The organism is Pseudoduganella sp. (genome assembly GCF_041914865.1).
In the GTDB taxonomy this organism is placed as follows: Bacteria; Pseudomonadota; Gammaproteobacteria; order Burkholderiales; family Burkholderiaceae_D; genus Rugamonas.
On sequence record NZ_JAYSCO010000011.1, the window covers coordinates 27,623 to 43,640 of the forward strand.

Below are 16,018 nucleotides of genomic sequence, written 5' to 3' on the forward strand. Positions count from 1 at the left end.
CCCGGCCCCCAAAACTCCCCAGTTGGGGCCCTCTAATATGTTTGAAATTTACATACAAAACGCCAAACTTTAACCCCTCACCCCAAAGTGGACATTTTTTGCTTGATGCTCAGCTGAGCTGGAGGCGGTAGCCGACGGCGGTTTCGGTCAGCAGGTGTTGCGGCTGGGCGGGGTCGTCTTCCAGTTTGTGGCGCAGGTGGCCCATGTAGATGCGCAGGTAGTGGCTGTTGTCGGATTGGGCGGGTCCCCAGACGGCGCGCAGCAGCTGCGGTGCGGTCATGACGCGGCCGGCGTTGGCCACCAGCACGGATAGCAGGCGGTATTCGGTCGGCGTGAGGTGCACGTGCTCGCCGCGCTTGGTGACGCGTCGGTTCGGCAGGTCCACCACCACTTCGCCAAACTGTACCTGGCCGGCCAGGTCGGCCTGCGGTTGGCGCTGGCGGCGCAGGGTGGCCCGCACGCGGGCCAGCAGCTCGCCGACGCCGAACGGCTTGCCCAGGTAGTCGTCGGCGCCGGCGTCGAGGGCCTTGATCTTGTCTGCTTCGTTGACGCGCGCGGACAGCACAATCACCGGCACGTTCGACCATTTGCGCAGGTCGGCGATGAAGTCGTTGCCGTCGCCGTCCGGCAGGCCGAGGTCGAGGATGACCAGGTCCGGCCGGCGCGTGCCGGCGTCGATCAGGCCGCGCTGCATGCTGGCCGCTTCGTGCACATGCCAGCCCTCCTCTTCCAGCGCGGCGCGCACGAAACGGCGGATCTGCGGTTCATCCTCGACCAGCAGGGCGGTGGGGACGATGTCGGTCTGCTGCATACTCATGTTTCCTCAATTTCCGGCACTTGTGGCGGGGTGCCGACCGGCAGCGTGAACACCACGGCGGCGCCGCCCAGTGGCGACTTGTCGGCGGCGATGCTGCCGCCGTGCGCTTCGACGATGGCGCGGCAAATCGCCAGCCCCAGGCCGACGCCCGGCTTGGCCGATTCCTTTTCGCCGCGCGTGAATTTCTCGAAGATGGCTTCTTCGCGGCCGCGCGGCAGGCCGGGGCCGTCATCGTACACCATCACGCGCACGAATTCGCCGCGCTGCACGGCGTAGACCACGATGCGCGATCCGGGCGGGGTGTATTTGGCCGCGTTCTCGAGCAGGTTGCACAGCACGCGCTCGACCAGCACGGCGTCGAAGCGCAGCAGCGGCAGGTCGAGCGCGAGCTGGGTGCTGACCTGGTGGCCGCCCAGCTGCAGCCGGCTGGCGCGCAGCGCGCTGCCGACCACTTCTTCCAGCGGCTGCCATTGCAGGTTGAATTTCAGGCCGCCGCTTTCGATGCGCGCCATGTCGAGCAGGTTGGCGACCAGGGCGCTCATGCGCAGCGATTCGTCGTGCAGCGACTGCGCCAGGCTGGCCTGGGTCGGCGACAGCGGCGGGCGCGATTGCGCCAGCGATTCGGACAGTCCGACCAGGGCGGTGAGCGGCGTGCGCAAGTCGTGCGACAGCGCGGCCAGCAGGGAGTTGCGCAGGCGCTCCGATTCCATGCTGACCAGCGCGCCCTGCGCCACCTCCACGTAATGCACGCGCTCCAGGGCGATGGCGGCCAGCGCGGCGAAGGTGTCGAGGTGCTGCCGCTGCTCGGGCACCATCAGCCAGCGCCGCTGCGCTGGCCGGATCGCCAGTACGCCGCGCGTGCGCATGGGCGCCAGCAGCGGCATGTAGAACAGCTGGCTGGCCGGCAGCGTCCCGGTGCCCAGGCCGGCGCTTTCGGCCTGGTCGAAGGCCCATTGCGCCACGCCGAGGTCGACCTGGCCCGTCGCGGCATGGCCGGGCGGCAGGTGCAGGCGCCCTTCCGCATCGGGGACCAGCAGGACAGCCTCGGCGCCAAAGGTCGATTGCACGAAGCGCGCTGTGGTCTCGAAGATCTGCTCGGTCTGCAGCGCGCCGGACAGCTCGCGGGCGAATTCGTACAGGGCGCGGGCGCGCGATTCGCGGTACGAGGCGACCCGCGCCTGGAAGCGCAGGCCGGCCGTCAGGTGGCCGGTGATCAGGCCGACCGCCAGCATGACGGCGAAAGTGATCGTGTATTGCAGGTCGGAGATGGCGAAGCTGAAGCGCGGTGCGACGAAGAAGAAGTCGAAGCTGGCCACGCTGACGCAGGTGGCCAGCACCGATGGCCCGCGCCCGTAGCGAACGGCGACCAGCAGCACCACCAGCAGAAACAGCATGGCGATATTGGCCAGGTCGAAGTATGGCAGCAACGGCATCGCCAGCAGGGCCATGCCAAGGCTGGCGCCGGCGGCGACGGCATAACCGGCGGCGCGGCGCTTGCCGCGGCGCGCGTCGTCGGCGGCATCGGCATCGGCAGTGGCGTCGGGGGCGGCATAGGCCTCGGTCCCGACTGGCAGGCCGCTGCTGCGCGCCGCGGCCGGCACCTCGATCAGGTCGAACTCCGGCGCGTAGTCGGCCAGGCGGCGGATATGCGGCCGGCGCCACGGCCAGCTGCGGTGCGCGCGGCCCATGGCGATGCGCGACAGGTTGTGGCTGCGCGCGTACTCCACCGCGGTGGCGGCGATGTCGCTGCCGGACAGCACCGCCGTGGCGGCGCCCAGGTCCTGCGCCAGCTTGAGCGTCTTCAGGATGCGTTCGCGCTCGGCGGCGGGCAGGCGCTGCAGCGCCGGGGTTTCGACATACACGGCATGCCAGGCCGTGCCCAGCTGCCCGGCCAGGCGCGCGGCGCTGCGCACCACCTGCTCGGCGCCGGGGCGCGGGCCGACCAGCGCCAGCACGGCGGCGCCGGTTTTCCAGATGGCGTCGATCGATTGCTCGACGCGGTAGGCGCGCACGTCGTCCTCGATGCGGTCGGCGGTGCGGCGCAGCGCCAGCTCGCGCAGCGCAATCAGGTTCCCTTTGCGGAAGAAGTTCTGCGCCGCGCGCTCCGCCTGCTGCGCGTGGTACACCTTGCCGCCCTTCAGGCGCGCCAGCAGTTCATCGGCCGGGATATCGACCAGCACCACCTCGTCGGCCGCATCGAACACCGTGTCCGGCACGGTCTCGCCGACCTGGATGCCGGTGATGCCGCCCACCACGTCGTTCAGGCTTTCCAGGTGCTGCACGTTGACGGTGCTGAAGACGTCGATGCCCGCCTCCAGCAGCTCCTCCACGTCTTGCCAGCGCTTGGGGTGGCGCGAGCCGGGCGCGTTGGAATGCGCCAGTTCGTCGATCAGCACCAGCGGCGGACGGCGGGCCAGCGCGCCGTCGATGTCGAATTCATGCAGGGTCTTGCCGCGATAGGCCACGGCGCGCAGCGGCAGCACGGGCAGGCCCTCGGCCATTGCGGCCGTCTCGCTGCGGCCATGGGTCTCGACCACGCCGACCAGCACCTGCTGCCCGGCCGCCTGCAGCTTGCGCGCGGCGGCCAGCATGGCATAGGTCTTGCCGACGCCGGCCGACGCGCCGAAATAGATGCGCAGCTTGCCGCGCGCCGCCTTGCGCTCCTGCGCCTGCACATACGCCAGCAGCGCGTCCGGGTCGGGCCGTTCGTCGTCGAGTGGGATCATACTAGCGAGTATGCGGCGTTTTACCGTCCAGCGCCAGATTCAGCCCCAGCACGTTGACGCGCGCCTCGCCGAAGATGTCCAGGAAAGGCAGCGCCGCATGCTGCTGGACCAGGGTTTCCACATGTGGCGCGGGCAGGCCGCGCGCGTCGGCCACGCGGCGCACCTGGTACAGCGCGGCCGCCAGGCTGATCTCCGGATCGAGGCCGCTGCCGGAAGCGGTGACCAGGTCGGCCGGGATGGGCGCCGTGTTGGCCGGGTCGGCGGCGCGCAGGGCATCCACCCGGCTGCGCACGGCCTCGGTAAAGGCCGGATTGAGCGGCCCCAGGTTGGAGCCGCCGGAACCGGCCGCGTTATAAGGCGTGGGCGCGGTGGCCGACGGACGGCCCCAGAAATAACGCGGGGCGGTGAACTCCTGCCCGATCAGCGCGGAGCCGAGCGGCTTGCCGTCCACTTCCAGCAGCGAGCCGGAAGCCTGCTGCGGGAAGGCGACGCTGGCGACGCCGGTCACCGCCAGCGGATAGGCCACGCCGCATGCCACGGTCAGGGCGGCGAACAGCACCAGGGCGGGTCGTAAAGTCGAAATCATGGTCTTCTCCTGCTTATACGAGGTTGAGGGCTGCCAGCAGCAGATCGATCAGCTTGATGCCGATGAAGGGCAGCAGCAGGCCGCCCAGGCCGTACACCAGCAGGTTGCGGCGCAGCAGCGCGGTGGCGCCGATGGCGCGGTAGCGCACGCCCTTCAGTGCCAGCGGGATCAGGAATACGATGATCAGCGCGTTGAAGATCACGGCCGACATGATGGCCGAGCTGGGGCTGGACAGCTGCATGATGTCCAGCGCCTTCAGCTGCGGGTAGGTGCCGACAAAGGCCGCCGGGATGATGGCGAAGTACTTGGCAATATCGTTCGAAATCGAGAACGTGGTGAGAGAGCCGCGCGTCATCAGCATCTGCTTGCCGATTTCGACGATCTCCAGCAGCTTGGTCGGATTCGAATCCAGGTCCACCATATTGCCGGCCTCTTTCGCCGCCTGCGTGCCGGAGCTCATGGCCACCGCCACATCGGCCTGCGCCAGCGCCGGCGCGTCGTTGGTGCCGTCGCCGGTCATGGCAACCAGGCGGCCGTCGGCCTGGTAGCTGCGGATAAGTTTCAACTTATCCTCAGGCGTGGCCTCGGCCAGGAAGTCGTCCACGCCCGCTTCGGCCGCGATGGCGGCGGCGGTCAGCTTGTTGTCGCCGGTGATCATCACGGTTTTGATGCCCATGCGGCGCAATTCGGCGAAGCGCTCCTTGATGCCGCCTTTGACGATGTCCTTCAGCTCCACCACGCCCATGACGCGGCCGTTGTCCGCCACCACCAGGGGCGTGCTGCCGCGGCGCGACACGTCGTCCACGGCGCGCGCCACCTCGGCCGGCCAGGCCTGGCCGGCGGCTTCCACGTGCTTGCGCACAGCGTCGGCCGAGCCTTTGCGCACCGCGCGGCCGTCCATGTCCACCCCGCTCATGCGGGTGTTGGCCGAGAACGGAATGAAGGTGGCATGCACCGGCGACAGTTCGCGCTCGCGGATATTGAACTTCTGCTTGGCCAGCACCACGATGCTGCGCCCTTCCGGCGTTTCGTCCGCCAGCGACGCCAGCTGCGCCACGTCGGCCAGTTCGCGCTCGGTCACGCCCGGCGCGGCGAAGAAGGCCGGTGCCTGGCGGTTGCCGAGGGTGATGGTGCCGGTCTTATCCAGCAGCAGCACGTCCACATCGCCCGCCGCCTCCACCGCGCGGCCGGAGGTGGCGATCACATTGGCCTGCATCATGCGGCTCATGCCCGCCACGCCGATGGCCGACAGCAGGCCGCCGATGGTGGTGGGGATCAGGCACACCAGCAGCGCAATCAGCACGGTGATGGTGACCGGCGAGCCGGCCTGCGACGCCGCCACCGAGAACAGCGAGAACGGCAGCAGGGTCGCGGTCACGATCAGGAACACGATGGTCAGCGCCACCAGCAGGATGGTCAGCGCGATCTCGTTCGGCGTCTTCTTGCGCTTGGCGCCTTCGACCATGGCGATCATGCGGTCGAGGAAGGTCTCGCCGGGATTGGCGGTCACCTGCACCACCAGCCAGTCCGACAGCACGCGCGTGCCGCCGGTCACGGACGAGAAGTCGCCGCCCGATTCGCGGATGACGGGCGCCGATTCCCCGGTGATCGCGCTTTCATCGACCGAGGCCACGCCTTCCACCACCGTGCCGTCGATCGGGATCACGTCGCCGGCTTCCACCAGCACGTGGTTGCCCTTGCGCAGGTCGGTGGCCGGGCAAGGCAGCCACGGCGTGCCGTGCTTGGGCACGGCCAGCTTCTTGGAGGTGACGCTTTGTTTCAGGCTGCGCAGCGACGCGGCTTGCGCCTTGCTGCGTCCTTCGGCCATGGCTTCGGCGAAGTTGGCGAACAACACAGTGAACCAGAGCCAGACCGCGGTGGCCAGGATGAAGCCCGGGCTGGCCTCCCCCGCGCCGTCCAGCGCCTGGAAGTAGAGCAGCGTGGTGATGATGCTGCCGATATAGACCACGAACATGACAGGGCTGCGCAGCTGCACGCGCGGGTGCAGTTTGCGGAAAGCGTCGGCCACCGCCGGCAGCACGAGCTGCCGGTCGAACAGCTTGAAGGACATGGTGGGTACTCCTTACTTATACAGTTGCAGGTGCTCGATCACCGGGCCGAGCGCCAGCGAAGGAACGTAATTCAACACGCCCACCAGCAGCACCACAGCCACCAGCAGGAAGACGAACATCGGGCCGTGGGTCGGCATGGTGCCGGCGTTGGCCTGCAGGCGCTGCTTGCCGGCCAGCGAACCGGCGATGGCCAGCACCGGCACGATCACCGCGAAGCGGCCAAACCACATGGCGATGCCCAGCATGGTGTTGTAGAACGGCGTGTTGGCGGACAGGCCGGCGAAGGCGCTGCCGTTGTTGTTGGCGGCGGAGCTGAAGGCGTACAGGATCTCCGAGAAGCCGTGCGCGCCGGGGTTGGCCACCCCGCCCTTGCCCGCATCCAGCATGACGGCGACGGCGGTGCCCACCAGCACCAGGGTCGGCGTGACCAGGATGGCGATGGAAGTCATCTTCATTTCGTAGGACTGGATTTTCTTGCCCAGGTATTCCGGCGTACGGCCGATCATCAGGCCGGCGATGAAGACCGCCATGATGGCGAACACCAGCATGCCGTACAGGCCCGCGCCGACGCCGCCGAACACCACCTCGCCCAGCTGCATCAGCAGCATCGGCCCCATGCCGCCCAGCGGCGTGAAGGAATCGTGCATGCCGTTGACCGCACCGCACGAGGCGGCGGTGGTGACGGTGGCGAACAGGCTGGTGGCGGCGATGCCGAAGCGCGTCTCCTTGCCTTCCATATTGGCGCCATCCACGCCCATGGCCTGCAGCGCAGGGTGGGCCTGCTGCTCGGCGGCTGTGATGCCGATGGCGGCCGCCGCGAACATGATGGTCATGGCGCCCAGCAGCGCCCAGCCCTGGCGGCGGTCGCCCACCATGCGGCCGAAGGTGAAGCACAGCGCAGCCGGGATCAGGAAGATGGCAAGCATCTGCATGAAGTTCGACAGCGCGGTCGGGTTCTCGAACGGGTGCGCCGAGTTGGCGTTGAAGAAGCCGCCGCCATTCGTGCCCAGCATCTTGATCGCTTCCTGCGACGCCACCGGGCCCATGGCGATGGTCTGGGTCGCGCCCTGCAGCGTGGTCACTTCCTGGTACGGGGAGAAGTTCTGGATCACGCCCTGCCCCGCCAGCAGGATGGCCAGCACGAAGGCCAGCGGCAGCAGCACATACAGCATGATGCGCGTCAGGTCGACCCAGAAGTTGCCGATCGACTTGGCCGAACGCGCCGCGAAGCCGCGGATCAGGGCGAAGGCGACGGCGATGCCGGTGGCGGCGGACAGGAAGTTCTGGCCCGACAGGGCGACCATCTGGCTCAAATAGCTCATGGTCTGCTCGCCGGCATAGCCTTGCCAGTTGGTATTGGCCACGAAACTGATGGCGGTGTTGAACGAAGAGTCCGCGCCCACGCCCGGCAAGCCTTGCAGGTTAAGCGGAAGCCAGCCCTGCAGGCGCTGCACCCCATACACGAACAGGGTGCCCAGCAGGTTAAACACCAGCAGGGCCATGGCGTAGTGCTTCCAGCCCATGCCGCGCTGCGCCTCGTCATCCGGCACGCCGGCGATGCGGTACAGGCGCTGTTCCAGGGCGTACAGCCAGCCCAGGCCCGGGATGGCGCGGCCGTCGGCCACGCGCGCCAGGAACCCGCCCAGCGGCCAGGCGGCAGCCAGCAGGACGAGCAGGAATACCGCCAGCAGGAGGATTGATTGGGCCGTCATTACATATCCTCCGCTTTCAGCAGGGCGAGCAGCAGGTAGGCCAGCAGGCCCACCGTGGCGATAGCGCCGACCAGGTAGAAGATGTTCATGGCCGGTCCCCCAGCTTGGCGCAGCCGGCGGCCATGGCAGCCACCAGCGCGAAGAAGGCGACGATTGCGCCGATAAATACAAAGTCCATTGTGGTTCCCCGAAAGGTCTTGTTTTGCTGTGGACCAGCTTATCGAGCCGCGCCTAAAATCGGTGTAAAGACTCGGCAAGCCGGTGTAAACAAGATGTAAAAATCAGAAGGTGCGGCTGGCGGTGAGCTGCAGCGCGGACTTGCCCAGGAACTTGCCGTTGGCCGGCGAGGCATAGGCGGACTTGCGGGCACTGGTGCCGACGGCCGCCAGCTGCACGCTGGCATAGCCAAAGTCGCGCGTGACGCCGAGCTTCCAGTCGGTGTAGTCCGCATCGCCGTGCCGGCGCACGCGCTGGCGGCCGGCGTGCAGGTTGATGGTGGTGCCCTGGCCGGCTTCCAGGTTGGTCGACAGGTCCAGGTAGCCGGAGTTTTTGCTGTCCACGAAGCCGAACAGGTTGGTCACGGCGTGCGAGTACTTCAGGGTGGCCGGGCCGACGCCGAGCTGGCCGTAGATTTCCGTGGTATCGGGATTGGCCTGGCCGGGGATGCGGCCCTTGTAGATATAGGTCAGGACGCCCACGTCATAGCTGGCCGATGCGCCCAGCTGGCCGCGCTTGCCGCCGTATAGGTCCAGCTCCACGCGGCCGGCGCCGCCGGCATCGCGCGTCCAGCTGATGGTCGAAGCCCAGGCGCCCGCGTACAAGCCGCTGCCCGCGTCAACCACATCCGCCCCGCCCTGCAACGCCGGCTGCAGACGGGTTTGCGAGATGCCGCGATAGCGGTAATCGCTGGTCAGCGCGGTATTGAACGACAGGTCCGCCGCAAAAGCAGGCGCCGCCAGCATTGCGGCAGCGAGGAAAAACACGTTCTTCATAAATCCACTTTCGTCAAAAAAGAAGGTAACGAAAGCGTATCGACCAACGCGTAAAAACGGTCTAAAGACTCCAGCACCGCCCATCAACGCCGCATAAAAATGTCCACCTTGGGGCGGTACGGCGATCCGGCAGGAAGAAAAGCGGACATTTCTTCAGGAAATGTCCACTTTTCTTCCTGACCCCATGGTGGACATTTCAGAGGCGCATGAATTTGCGGAGGACGGATTGCACCTGGTGCTGGGCCAGGGGCTTGTCCAGCATGCCGGCGGCGCCGGCGGCGCGGGCGCGGGTGCTGTCGTAGTCGTGGGCGGATTGGGCGAGGAAGACTACTTCGGGCTGCCCTGCTTCGCTGCGCAATTGGGCGCATAGCAGGTAGTGGTCGATGATGGGGGCGGCGAAATCGAGCAGTACGACGGCGACTTGCTGCTGCCGGCATAGCGCGAGCGCGGCGACGCCGTCCACCGCCCACAGCACGGGCGTGCCGAACTGCTTCAGGCTCCGGCCCAGTTGTTCGCTGAAGTGGGCGTTGGCGTCGACGCACAGCACGGCGCCTTCGCGGCGCGGCTTACGCATCCTTTCGTACACGGCGGGCTCGGTCAGGTCGAGGTCGAGCCGTTCGCGGCGCCGGCGTTCGGGCACCAGCGGCTGGCCGGCGGCGGACAGGCCGGCCAGCACTTCGGCGCGGCGCGCCATCAGGCGGGCCAGTTCGGCGTACAGGGCGTTCCATTGCACCGGCAGCGGCAGGTTGGGATAGGGCAGCACCACGCCCGTGGCGCCCAGCACCAGGGCGGGCCGGATGTCGCCTGCGGCCAACGATGCGATGGCGGCCAGCGCTTTCAGTTCGGTGCCGTTGGCGAGGTAGATGTCGGGGTCCTGCAGGCTGTCGGCGGACAGGCACAGGTAGCTCGGTCCGTCGGCCGGCGCCCGCGCCAACCCCTGCGCAAGGGCGCGTTCGGCGTCCGTCGGGAAGCCGACCAGCCTGACAGCGAACGGGTGCCGATCTGTGGTCATAAACCCATTTTACCGCCGCGATTCCCTTGCGCCACCGGCCGTTGCGGATAGAATGCGCAGGCAAGAGCCCCGTCAAGACGGAAAATACTGTATATAATCACAGCACTTTGCACTACCAAGAACATGTATGGCCACTAAAAAACCAGTTTCCGACTACAGCGAATCATCCATCCGCGTCCTGAAAGGACTGGAACCCGTTAAGCAGCGCCCGGGTATGTATACCCGTACCGAGAACCCGCTGCACATCATCCAGGAGGTGATCGACAATGCCTCCGATGAAGCACTGGGCGGCCATTGCAAGAACATTATCGTGACGCAGAATGCCGACGGTTCCATCACCGTCGAGGATGACGGCCGCGGCATCCCGGTCGGCCTGCACCCGGAAGAGAACGTGCCGACGGTGGAAATCGTCTTCACCCGCCTGCACGCGGGCGGCAAGTTCGACAAGGGTTCGGGCGGCGCCTATGCCTTCTCGGGCGGCCTGCACGGCGTCGGCGTGTCCGTCACCAATGCGCTGTCCAAGCGGTTGGAGATCTCGGTGTGGCGTAAAGACGACGCCGGCAACGGTTTCCACCAGATCGCGTTCGAGCACGGCGACCTGGTCGAGCCTTTGAGCTCCATGCCGGCGCCGAAGGACGGCAAAAAGTCCGGTACCCGCGTCACCGCCTGGCCGGATGCGAAGTATTTCGATTCGCCGCTGATCTCGCAGGTCGAGCTGCAACGCCTGCTGCGCTCCAAGGCGGTGCTGCTGCCGGGCGTGTCCGTCACGCTGAAAAACGCCAAGACCGGCGATGAGCAGACCTGGATGTATAAGGATGGCCTGCGCGGCTACCTGAACGAGCAGCTGGCCCAGACCACGTCGGGCGGCGAAACCCTGATTCCGCTGTTCGAGGGCGAGCAGTTCGCTACCCCGGACGCGGAGGGCTTTGCCGAGGGCGAAGGCGCGTCGTGGGTGGTGGCGTGGACCGAGGAAGGCGCCGTGGTGCGCGAGTCCTACGTGAACCTGATCCCGACCCCGAACGGCGGTACCCACGAATCGGGCCTGCGTGAAGGCCTGTTCGGCGCGATGAAGAACTTCGTCGAGCTGCATTCGCTGCTGCCGAAGGGCGTGAAGCTGCTGCCGGAAGACGTGTTTGCGCGCGCTTCCTTCGTGCTGTCGGCCAAGGTGCTGGACCCGCAGTTCCAGGGCCAGATCAAGGAGCGCCTGAATTCGCGCGACGCGGTGCGCCTGGTGTCGACTTTCTCCAAGCCGGCGCTGGAGCTGTGGCTGAACCAGCACATCGACTACGGCAAGAAGCTGGCGGAGCTGGTGATCAAGCAGGCGCAATCGCGCCTGCGCTCGGCGCAGAAGGTCGAGAAGAAGAAGTCTTCCGGCGTGGCGGTATTGCCGGGCAAGCTGACCGATTGCGAGTCGGACGATACGGCGCGCACTGAGATCTTCCTGGTCGAGGGTGACTCGGCGGGCGGTTCGGCCAAGATGGGCCGCGACAAGGAGTTCCAGGCCATCCTGCCGCTGCGCGGCAAGGTGCTGAACTCGTGGGAGACCGATCGCGACCGCCTGTATGCGAACAATGAGATCCACGATATCGCGGTGGCGATCGGGGTTGATCCGCACAACTATGGCGATACGCCGGACCTGTCCGGCCTGCGCTACGGCAAAATCTGCATCCTGTCCGATGCGGACGTGGACGGCTCGCACATCCAGGTGCTGCTGCTTACCCTGTTCTTCCGCCATTTCCCGGCGCTGATCGACCGTGGCCATATCTGCGTGGCGCGTCCGCCGCTGTACCGCGTGGATGCGCCGGCGCGCGGCAAGAAGCCGATCCAGAAGCTGTATGCGCTGGACGACGGTGAGCTGGTGGCAATCGAGGACAAGCTGCGCAAGGATGGTTTGAAGGAAGGTTCGTGGACCATTTCCCGCTTCAAGGGCCTGGGTGAGATGAATGCGGAGCAGCTGTGGGAAACCACCATGAATCCGGATACACGCCGCCTGCTGCCTGTGTCGCTGGGCGATTTCGACCATAGCTATTCGTCCTCGCGCTTCAATATGCTGATGGGCAAGGGCGAGGCTGCGGCGCGCCGTGCCTGGATCGAGGAGCACGGTAACGAAGTGGAAGCTGATATTTAAACCCGGTAAACCTGTGTCTGACCCAAGGGTCAGACACATCCTCCGCGACAGCCGCGTGACGTGGGTCAGACGGGGACGCCTAGTCCCTTGGGTCTGACCCAGGTTTACCGGGTCTAAGGAAAAGACAACAAATATGACTCAAGCAAATCTCTTTGACGACCCAACCCCAGAGATGCCGCCCAGCGGTGGCGGCAGCGATGACGGCGGCGAAACCCTGACCCTGTCCACCTTCGCCGAGCGCGCCTACCTGGACTACGCCATTTCCGTGGTCAAGGGCCGCGCCCTGCCGGACGTGTGCGACGGCCAGAAGCCGGTGCAGCGCCGCATCCTGTATTCGATGAATGAACTGGGCCTGGGCCCGACCGCCAAGCCGCGCAAGTCCGCCACCGTGGTGGGCGATGTGCTGGGTAAGCTGCACCCGCACGGCGACCAGTCGGTGTACGACGCGCTGGTGCGCATGGCGCAGGACTTCTCGCTGCGCTATCCGCTGATCGACGGCCAGGGTAACTTCGGTTCGCGCGACGGCGACGGCGCTGCGGCGATGCGCTACACCGAAGCCCGCCTGACCCCGATCTCGCGCCTGCTGCTGGACGAAATCGACCAGGGCACCGTGGACTTCATCCCGAACTACGACGGTTCGTACGAGGAACCTGCCCTGCTGCCGGCGCGCCTGCCGATGGTGCTGCTGAACGGCGCCTCCGGTATCGCGGTGGGCCTGGCGACGGAAATCCCTTCGCACAACCTGGGCGAGGTGGCGAAAGCCGCCGTGGCCATGATCCGCAACCCGAAGATCTCGCATGCGGAACTGATGGAGCTGATCCCCGGCCCGGACTTCCCGGGCGGCGGCCAGCTGATCACCCCGCGCGCGCAGATCGACGATATGTACGCCTCGGGCCGCGGCTCGATGAAGGTGCGGGCGCGCTGGAAGATCGAGGAACTGGCGCGCGGCCAGTGGCAGGCGGTGGTGTACGAGCTGCCGCCGGGCACTTCGGCGCAAAAGGTGCTGGAGGAAATCGAGGAACTGACCAACCCGAAGGTCAAGCTGGGCAAGAAGGCGCTGTCGCCGGAACAGGTGGCGCTGAAAGGCTTGATCCTGGGCCAGCTGGACAAGGTGCGCGACGAAGCCGGCCGCGATGCGCCGGTGCGACTGGTGTTCGAGCCTAAGTCGAAGAACCAGAACCAGACTGAGTTCATGCACATGCTGCTGGCGCACACTTCGCTGGAGACTTCGGCGCCGATGAACCTGGTGATGATCGGCGGCGACGGCCGTCCGCGCCAGAAGGGTATCGGCGACATCCTGGCCGAGTGGATCGAGTTCCGCTTCGCCACCGTGACCCGCCGCACCCAGTTCCGCCTGAACAAGGTCGATGAGCGCATCCATATCCTGGAAGGCCGCCAGATCGTCCTGCTGAATATCGACGAAGTGATCGCCATCATCCGCAATTCGGACGAGCCGAAGGCGGCGCTGATCGAGCGCTTCAAGCTGTCGGACCGCCAGGCGGAAGACATCCTGGAAATTCGCCTGCGCCAGCTGGCGCGCCTGGAAGCGATCAAGATCGAACAGGAACTGTCCGAGCTGCGCAAGGAGCGCGAGGGCCTGCAGGACGTGCTGGACAATCCGTCCACCCTGCGCCGCCTGGTGATCAAGGAAATCGACGGCGACGCCAAGACTTACGGCGATGCGCGCCGCACCCTGATCGAGGAAGCGCAGAAGGCTGTGGTGGAGCAGAAGGTGGCCGACGAGCCGGTGACCGTGATCATCTCCGAGAAAGGCTGGGTGCGCGCACGTACCGGCATCGGCCACGATCCGGCGCAATTCACCTTCAAGGCGGGCGACTCGCTGTACGGCGCCTTCGAGTGCCGCACGGTCGATACCCTGCTCGGCTTCGGCGACAACGGCAAGGTGTATTCGGTGCCGGTGGCTGCCCTGCCTAACGCGCGCGGCGACGGCGTGCCGATCACCACGCTGGTCGACCTGTCGGGCGGCGCGCGCCTGCTGCACTATTACGCAGGCACTGGCGACAAGCAGCTGCTGCTGGCGTCGGATGCGGGCTACGGCTTTATCGCCAAGGCGGGCGACATGGTGTCGCGCCTGAAGGGCGGCAAGTCCTTCATCACGCTGGACGAAGGCGCCAAGCCGCTGCCGCCGACCGTGGTGGTGGATAACGCCAGCGCGGTGGCGGTAATCTCGGAGAAGGCCAACCTGCTGGTGTTCGGCATGGACGAGATGAAAGTGCTGTCCAACGGCGGCCGCGGCGTGATCCTGATGGACCTGGCCGATAAGGAGAAGCTGGTGGCTGCCTGCGCGATCACCGACAAGGGCGTGACGGTGCAGGGCACCGGCAATGCGCAGAAGGCGAAGGAGGATCGCATGGGTCCTACCGCGCTGGCGCCGCACTTCGGCAAGCGCGCGCGCAAGGGTAAGCCGATGCCGGTACGGATCAAGCCAACCGGTTTGGCGCCAAACACCTGACCCTGGCCCGCGGCAGCCGCGTCAAATGGGTCTGACCCTTGGGTCAGACCCAGGTTTAACGGGTTTAACGCGGCGCGTAAAGGTCGATCGTCTCCTGCACCGCCTCATTGCACACCACGCAGAACGCCTCGCTGCGGTCAAACATCAGGCACTGCTGCTGCGAACGGTAATAACCGGTCGCTTCATAATTCGCCCCCTCAAACGCCCCCACCGCCTTGCGGTTCGGCGCCTTGGAGAACAGGTTGTTCGTCCAGGCCAGATCTTCCTTGAACAACTTGCTCATCTCCGATTCCGGGCGATTATCCTTGCGCAGCTGCGCGCGGATCTTCTGGTACTCGCGCGAGTGCGCCTCGTATTCGGCCTTTGGCCACGCGGTCGGCAGTGCGGTGCCGGGCGTGACGTGCTTCTTCCATTTCACGTTGGCCGGATCCAGCAGCGCCGTCACATTCGGCTCCCACGGTTCCATGCGCACGCCGCCGGTGGCGTAGGCGACCGGCGAGGTGTAATACTCGTCCGCCAGGCCGGCGAAGTGGTGGCCGAATTCGTGCACGAACAGGTAGTTGTTCCAGTCGTTGTCGGCCGCTGCGGTGCTGAACTGGCCGTAGATGCCGCCGCCGCCGTACGTATCGTTGTTGACCAGGATCTCAATGAACTCGTACGGCGCATGCTGCGAAATCTCGCGCAAGGCGCGGTTGTCCAGCGTCAGCACATAGCGCTCGCTGCCGAAGATGTCGTAGCGCGTGCCCAGTTTGGACGCCTTGTGCGCGCCGGTCGAAGGGCGCGATACGCCGCTCTCCTGGGTCGGCACCGCAATCGCCCACACGTTGAAGTCCTTGGCGCGCTCCTTGAACGGCGACACGGTGAACAGGTAGTCGGACAGCTTGCGCGCCGAAGCTTCGAACTTGGCCATGTCGGACTTGGTATAGCCGTCGCCCAGGATCAGCAGGTCGACTTTCTTTTCGCTCGGGCCGTTGACGCGGATCGGGATCGGCTTGGCCGGCGCCGGGTCCTGCTTGCGCACCACGTCCATGGCGTCGGTGTCGATCTCCACGCTCCAGGCAATGGAAAACTCATTGCGTTCATCGCGCTTGAGGATACGCACCTTGACCGGGCGGTCCGGCTTGGGGAAGCGCACCGATTCATGGAAGCCGCGTGTCAGCTTGCCCGCTTCCTCGGTGGACTTCCATTCGCCGAAGATGGTGGAAAAGGTGCGGGTGTACAGCACCTTGCCGGTCTTGGCATCCGCCACTTCCACCTTGTTCACGCCACGGTTGGTGGTGTCGATGGTCTTGGACATATCGCCCGGCCATGGCAGCGGCTCAATCACAACTTGTTCCAGTGCGTAGCTTTCGTTTAGCGCGTTACCGGTGTGCATATAGTCGACACGGACGGTAGCGGGCTGCGCGGCCATTGCAAGACCGGCAACGGCGCCCAGTGCGGCGCCCGCCAGCAGGCGATTCAGGTAGGACATGAAGTCTCCAGTGTGGTTTTAATGGCGAG

11 protein-coding genes are annotated in these 16,018 nt (G+C 66.2%); 2 read left to right on the forward strand and 9 right to left on the reverse strand.

All coding sequences use genetic code 11. The features are described from left to right. Nucleotides 1-109 precede the first annotated feature (109 nt). The 8 genes from kdpE to ACE3TQ_RS07735 form a co-directional block, all read right to left on the reverse strand. The gene (gene kdpE, locus ACE3TQ_RS07700) at nucleotides 110-817 is read right to left on the reverse strand and encodes a two-component system response regulator KdpE (protein WP_374581439.1); all 708 of its coding nucleotides are present in this window, start codon (nucleotides 815-817) and stop codon (nucleotides 110-112) included. Beyond that, on the reverse strand, nucleotides 814-3,543 hold the full coding sequence (kdpD, locus tag ACE3TQ_RS07705) for a two-component system sensor histidine kinase KdpD (RefSeq protein WP_374581440.1): 2,730 nt from the start codon (nucleotides 3,541-3,543) through the stop codon (nucleotides 814-816). Before kdpD ends, kdpE begins: the two co-directional genes overlap by 4 nt. A 1-nt stretch (nucleotide 3,544) precedes the next feature. Continuing rightward, complete coding sequence (gene kdpC / locus ACE3TQ_RS07710) at nucleotides 3,545-4,129, reverse strand: potassium-transporting ATPase subunit KdpC (RefSeq protein ID WP_374581441.1); 585 nt, start codon at nucleotides 4,127-4,129, stop codon at nucleotides 3,545-3,547. A gap of 13 nt (nucleotides 4,130-4,142) precedes the next feature. Further along, nucleotides 4,143-6,200, reverse strand: a complete 2,058-nt coding sequence (gene kdpB, locus ACE3TQ_RS07715) for a potassium-transporting ATPase subunit KdpB (protein WP_374581442.1) — start codon at nucleotides 6,198-6,200, stop codon at nucleotides 4,143-4,145. Between the two features lie 12 nt (nucleotides 6,201-6,212). Next, the gene (gene kdpA, locus ACE3TQ_RS07720; protein ID WP_374581443.1) at nucleotides 6,213-7,913 is read right to left on the reverse strand and encodes a potassium-transporting ATPase subunit KdpA; all 1,701 of its coding nucleotides are present in this window, start codon (nucleotides 7,911-7,913) and stop codon (nucleotides 6,213-6,215) included. Next, on the reverse strand, nucleotides 7,913-8,002 hold the full coding sequence (locus ACE3TQ_RS07725; RefSeq protein WP_374581444.1) for a potassium-transporting ATPase subunit F: 90 nt from the start codon (nucleotides 8,000-8,002) through the stop codon (nucleotides 7,913-7,915). The genes kdpA and ACE3TQ_RS07725 overlap by 1 nt, the downstream gene beginning before the upstream one ends. A 192-nt stretch (nucleotides 8,003-8,194) precedes the next feature. After that, nucleotides 8,195-8,905, reverse strand: a complete 711-nt coding sequence (locus ACE3TQ_RS07730) for a TorF family putative porin (RefSeq protein ID WP_374581445.1) — start codon at nucleotides 8,903-8,905, stop codon at nucleotides 8,195-8,197. 196 nt (nucleotides 8,906-9,101) lie between these two features. Then, a complete protein-coding gene (locus tag ACE3TQ_RS07735; RefSeq protein ID WP_374581446.1) occupies nucleotides 9,102-9,917 on the reverse strand; it encodes a two-component system response regulator in 816 nt (271 codons plus the stop codon). A gap of 127 nt (nucleotides 9,918-10,044) precedes the next feature. Here ACE3TQ_RS07735 and ACE3TQ_RS07740 point away from each other — a divergent pair, with 127 nt between their 5' ends. Both ACE3TQ_RS07740 and parC read left to right on the forward strand, forming a co-directional pair. Then, nucleotides 10,045-12,045 (forward strand): DNA topoisomerase IV subunit B, encoded by a 2,001-nt coding sequence (locus ACE3TQ_RS07740; RefSeq protein WP_374581447.1) that lies wholly within the window; start codon nucleotides 10,045-10,047, stop codon nucleotides 12,043-12,045. A 133-nt stretch (nucleotides 12,046-12,178) separates the two neighbouring features. Then, entirely contained in the window at nucleotides 12,179-14,518 is a 2,340-nt protein-coding gene (gene parC / locus ACE3TQ_RS07745; protein WP_374581448.1) for a DNA topoisomerase IV subunit A, read from the forward strand. Nucleotides 14,519-14,582: 64 nt separating this feature from the next. Here the strand turns inward: parC and ACE3TQ_RS07750 are convergent, their stop codons facing one another. Beyond that, the gene (locus ACE3TQ_RS07750; RefSeq protein ID WP_374581450.1) at nucleotides 14,583-15,989 is read right to left on the reverse strand and encodes a M64 family metallopeptidase; all 1,407 of its coding nucleotides are present in this window, start codon (nucleotides 15,987-15,989) and stop codon (nucleotides 14,583-14,585) included. Nucleotides 15,990-16,018 lie beyond the last annotated feature (29 nt).